Here is a 4,719-nt window from a genome sequence, read left to right as displayed (position 1 = left end):
GGGCTGTTACTGGCTAAACAATCAAAAACTGTCGGTGCGACAGGGTTAGCTTAGTCAATTCGCTTAACCGCTGATACAGAACACCGTGTCAAGTAAGAGCGTTACCTAAGAAACCTCTACTTCAAAGGTAGTGGGTAGTTCATGACTGTATTAAGTTACATTAAAATGTCGCATTACCGTTATCCTCTCTATAAAATACCTATACTATAATCACAAGTTGTCTTCACTCAGTTGAGTCATATGAACAACCGCTCCCCAAAAACCTTACCCATGCTCATTTGGCAATCTATCATGCAAACCATGATTTTGGCTGTATTGGCAGGTTTTTTATTGTCTTTTATTTATGGTTTGGTGCAGCATTATAAGGAAGAACGTCGGCATACCCAGCAGTTGGCTAACCTTCTGACGCTTAGCGCAGCGAGCGTAGATGGCGACGAGGTAGTCGCTGAACAAGTGCGCTTTTTGTTAGAAAATGAGCAAAATATCGAAAGTATTTTGTTTTATACCACTTCTCAGCCTATTGCCGATAGCAACCTATCAAAAGACGATTGGAAAAATGCTTTATTTGCCAATGCAGTCAGCTTTAATTATCCGGTCGTCGGCGACTATGTAGATGGCAATAGCACGCTCGCTATCGGTAGTGATACGCTTAATGGCAAGCAGCAGGTTTTTACGACTTTACCTGCTATGAATGCTGACTCAAATTCAGTGAGCGACCCAGTCGGCGACTCAGTAAGCGAAATGACGTCTGATACCGCTTTGGTTGGTTATATCAATATTAATTTGAATGTAGCGGCGCTGCGGACAGATTGGGTACAAAGCAATTTATGGCTGTGGTTAATGACGACAACGTTGGCGATCGGGTGGGCGCTATTTATCCTGCGCAAATTAAACTGGCCATCAAAAGATATCGCCGCGCTGACCGAAGTCTGCGATATTGTGTTAAAAAACCCTGAGCTTGAGCAGCTACCTGTGATTCCGCAGCGGTTTAAATTTGAAGAATTGGTGCAAATTAAACAGGCTTTTACCACTTTGTTCAATCGCCTGCAAGCGTCGAAACAAGATTATGCAGCGCTGGCCGTGTTTGAGCAGCAGTTGCATCAAAAAGATTTATCACTTGATGTGCAGCTGCATAACTTTCAGAGCATGATAACCCATGAGCTAAAAACGTCACTAAATGCCATCGTTGGCGGTTTACAGTTATTAGAAGGTGAACAGCTAAACGCTGAGCAAAAAGACGCAGTTGAGATTATTCACAATGGCAGTGATAAATTGGTATTGGCGCTCAATCAAATTATACAACTGAATCAAATCCAAAAAGGGCAAATCAGCCTACAAATCAGTGAGTTTAATCCGCTACAATTAATTTCAGACCTATTGGCCGAATATGAACCTATTGCCAAGCAGAAAGGTTTGGATTTAAGCAGTCATATTCATCATATTGATTATAGCCTCGAAGGCGACGCCGAAAAGATCCAGCAGATACTGTCGATCCTACTGAGTAACGCTATTAAGTTTACCCCAGCAGGGCAAGTAAGCGTTACTTCGCAGCTGACCCATTTCAACCACAGCAACCGCTGGCAGATAAGGATAAAAGATAGCGGTATCGGTATCGATAGCAGCTTTATAGAAGATATTTTCAATCCGTTCTTTCAAGTAGATTCATCGCAAACCCGTCAGTATGAAGGCACGGGTATTGGCTTGCCAGTCGTTAAGCAAATGGCGCAGCTGATGGGCGCTAGTGTCGAGGTAAATAGCACGCTAGGGGTCGGAACAGAATTTATAGTTACCTTGCATCTATCCAATCAGCGTCAATCGCGGCAGCAATACCTGCTGTCTGGACTCGACGTGATGTATTACTACTATCAAGATAGCAGCACTTTGCTAGAGGAGTTACAGCGACTAGGGGCACGTGTCACCTGCTATCAACATGAACAGCTGGTTATTGATGAAATAGCTGATAAAAATTTCGATATGGTAATGTTTGCTGAAGACGTATTACCAAGTAGCGCTGAAGCCTTAGCAAGACGTATTCGTGCTTCTGAGACTAGTCATCGTGCTTTGTTGGTGTATTGGTATTCGCAGCAGCAAGCGCTACATTTGGATAGTTTTGAGCACGGATTAAAAGCTGCTGGGGTAGATTACTGTCAGGTAGCGAGCTATGAAGACAAAGCGCTGAGTAATTTGCTAAAAAGCTGGCTGGTTTGGTCTTAAATATGACGGTGTTCATGAGGCTAAAGATAAAAAAAGACCGATAAAAAAGACGCCCATCAAATGCGTCTTTTTTATATTAAACTCGCTAATCACTGTTATCTAATATCAAATGGCTTTTAAAACAAATTGTTAAGCTAAAGATTCAAGACAAGTACTTAAAACAATTCTTTAAAACAAGTTTTGAGCCCAGCGTGTAAAACGTTGCCAAATACGGCTCATAAAGCCTGATTGTTCAATATTGCTCGTAGCAACGACAGGAACTGAGGCAACTGCTTTACCATCAATTACCGCCATCATTTTGCCAATTTCTTGACCTTTTTTGATAGGGGCTTCTAAGCTTTCAGGAATATCGACCACGGTGGTGATTTTATTCTTTTGGGTTTTGCTGGTCAAAATCTGCAAACTGTCACCAGTCGCTAGCTCTACTTCTTTTGCTTCGCCAAACCAAACCGGTACTTTACTGACGAATTGGCCAGCCGGCGCTTTAGTGACGGTGGTAAAGTGGCCAAAGCCCCAGTTTAGCAACTCACGTGACTGATCGGCGCGCGCTTGTTGACTTTTTGTGCCCATAATGACAGAGATAAGGCGCATATCGTCACGCTTACTTGACGCTGCTAAGCAATAGCCTGCGGCGTCAGTATGACCTGTTTTTAGGCCATCAACCGTTGGGTCGGTCGCAAGTAGGGCGTTACGGTTACCCTGCGTGATACCGTTATAGGTAAACTCTTTTTCCGAATAAAGACCATAATAGTCGCCACTGTTTTTGATAATAGCACGCGAAAGTTTTGCTAGGTCTAAAGCTGATGCTTCGTGGCCTTCATCGGGCATACCTGTGGCATTGACAAAATGGGTATTTTTCATGCCGATTTTTTCGGCTTCTTCATTCATCAAAATCGCAAACGAAGCTTCGCTACCAGCGATGTGTTCGGCCATCGCTTTTGAAGCATCGTTACCTGATTGAATGATGATACCGCGTAGCATATCGATCACGCTGGCGCTTTTATTGACTGGTACATACATGCACGACTCACTGCTACTACCGCGGCACCAAGCATTGGCGCTCATCAGTACTTGCTCGTCTTCTTTAAGATCACCTGATGCTAAGCGCTGTTCAATCATGTAGCTGGTCATCATCTTTGTCAAAGACGCTGGTGGCAGTGGTTGATTGGCGTTTTTCTGCGCCAGTATCTCACCCGTGTTATAGTCCATTAATACATAGGCGGTATTGTCCATTTCAGGAGGCTGAATGGCTGCGCCCGCCATCATTGCACTCATAGAAACACTAACGCCCACTACCAGCTGTACCAGCTGTTTTTTCACATGCTTTACTGTCATAGATTGTTACACCGCATCATAAAACCAAATGTATCTATCGCTGCTATCACAGGCTAAATCTCAAGTTAATCTAACATAAGCGCTTTAAATTTAAGCGTCAGAACAGATTTTTGCTGAAAGCCTTGACGACTGAGCGATAGACATAAAATTAACGCCTTATCTTAGCAAAATGCCGCTCGATGGGGAAATGATAAATAAAATAAAATTACTCACGATTAGAAATTGGATTTATAGCGACTTTTTTAATATCCATAAAAAAACTTGCTGCAACGTCTGCTAGGAGCGGACGATACAGCAAGCTGATTTATCTATATAAATTCAATATTTAATAAACCCAGTATGAGCTTAATTTAAACGCTTATTTTAAATGTATAAGACCACTTGTTAAAAGCTAATTATCAAAGGTTTTTGCCTAGCATCTATCACGTCATAATAACCAGATTTTATTGTCGTTAATAGTAAAGGTGTTTATTTACGTTGACCAGATGCTAGGTTTTAGCGGATTTACTTTTCTATCAATCTAACGAAAGAGGACTCCACCCGAGGCTAGGGTGGAGGTGAATTTCGTATAGCCTAACTCTGCTGATTTTGAATGTATTGCTTAATAATCTCCAACGGCGCTCCGCCACATGAGCCGGCAAAGTAAGAGCGTGACCACAAAACAGGTTTATCGTAAGCTGCTCTTAGGTCGATAAAGTTAGCTCTCATGCGCCGGCTTGTGACCGACTTTAGATTATTAACCATCTTACTTAGTTGTACCGTTGGCGGGTATTGAATCAGCATGTGAACATGATCGCCTTCACCGTTACATTCCTTGAGTTCTGCACCAAAATCCTTGCATATCTCAGCAACAACTTCTTTAAAGTATTGACGATGATTATCGGCTAAAACCTTTTTGCGGTACTTGGTGACGAATACCAAATGCACATGCAGATTATAAACAGAATGACGGTTTTTATATATCTCACTCATTATAACAAATACCCTTTATTGTTTATGTTATATAGTATAACATGGTATAAATAACAAACACACTGACCAATAAAGCATCCATTATGAAAATTAATAAAGCGTACAAATTTAGGCTTGAGCCTAATGCAGAACAAGAGGTTATCTTAAATAACCTTGTTGGTTCTGCACGTTTTGTTTGGAATCAAGTGCTTGCGGTAT

General features: G+C 41.9%; 4 protein-coding genes. 2 read left to right on the top strand and 2 right to left on the bottom strand.

The features are described 5' to 3' along the window. The first annotated feature begins 240 nt into the window (after positions 1-240). Positions 241-2,214 carry a sensor histidine kinase gene (locus tag A7325_RS12540; RefSeq protein WP_068408644.1) on the top strand — a complete coding sequence of 658 codons (1,974 nt, stop codon included), beginning with the start codon at positions 241-243 and terminating at the stop codon, positions 2,212-2,214. Positions 2,215-2,382: 168 nt separating this feature from the next. Here A7325_RS12540 and A7325_RS12535 read toward each other — a convergent pair whose 3' ends face one another. Together A7325_RS12535 and tnpA are read right to left on the bottom strand one after the other, a co-directional pair. Next, entirely contained in the window at positions 2,383-3,549 is a 1,167-nt protein-coding gene (locus tag A7325_RS12535; RefSeq protein ID WP_068408643.1) for a D-alanyl-D-alanine carboxypeptidase family protein, read from the bottom strand. Positions 3,550-4,122: 573 nt separating this feature from the next. Next, positions 4,123-4,521: an IS200/IS605 family transposase gene (tnpA, locus tag A7325_RS12530; protein ID WP_068408641.1), complete on the bottom strand. Its 399-nt coding sequence runs from the start codon at positions 4,519-4,521 to the stop codon at positions 4,123-4,125. 83 nt (positions 4,522-4,604) lie between these two features. Here tnpA and A7325_RS13615 point away from each other — a divergent pair. Next, a partial coding sequence (locus A7325_RS13615) for a helix-turn-helix domain-containing protein (protein WP_156508504.1) occupies positions 4,605-4,719 on the top strand: 115 nt, incomplete at its 3' end.

Origin of the sequence: Psychrobacter sp. SHUES1 (assembly GCF_001652315.1) — a bacterium.
Classification (GTDB): domain Bacteria; phylum Pseudomonadota; class Gammaproteobacteria; order Pseudomonadales; family Moraxellaceae; genus Psychrobacter; species Psychrobacter faecalis.
Note: the sequence above shows the minus strand (reverse complement) of the source record. Positions and strands in the feature narration are given on the sequence as shown.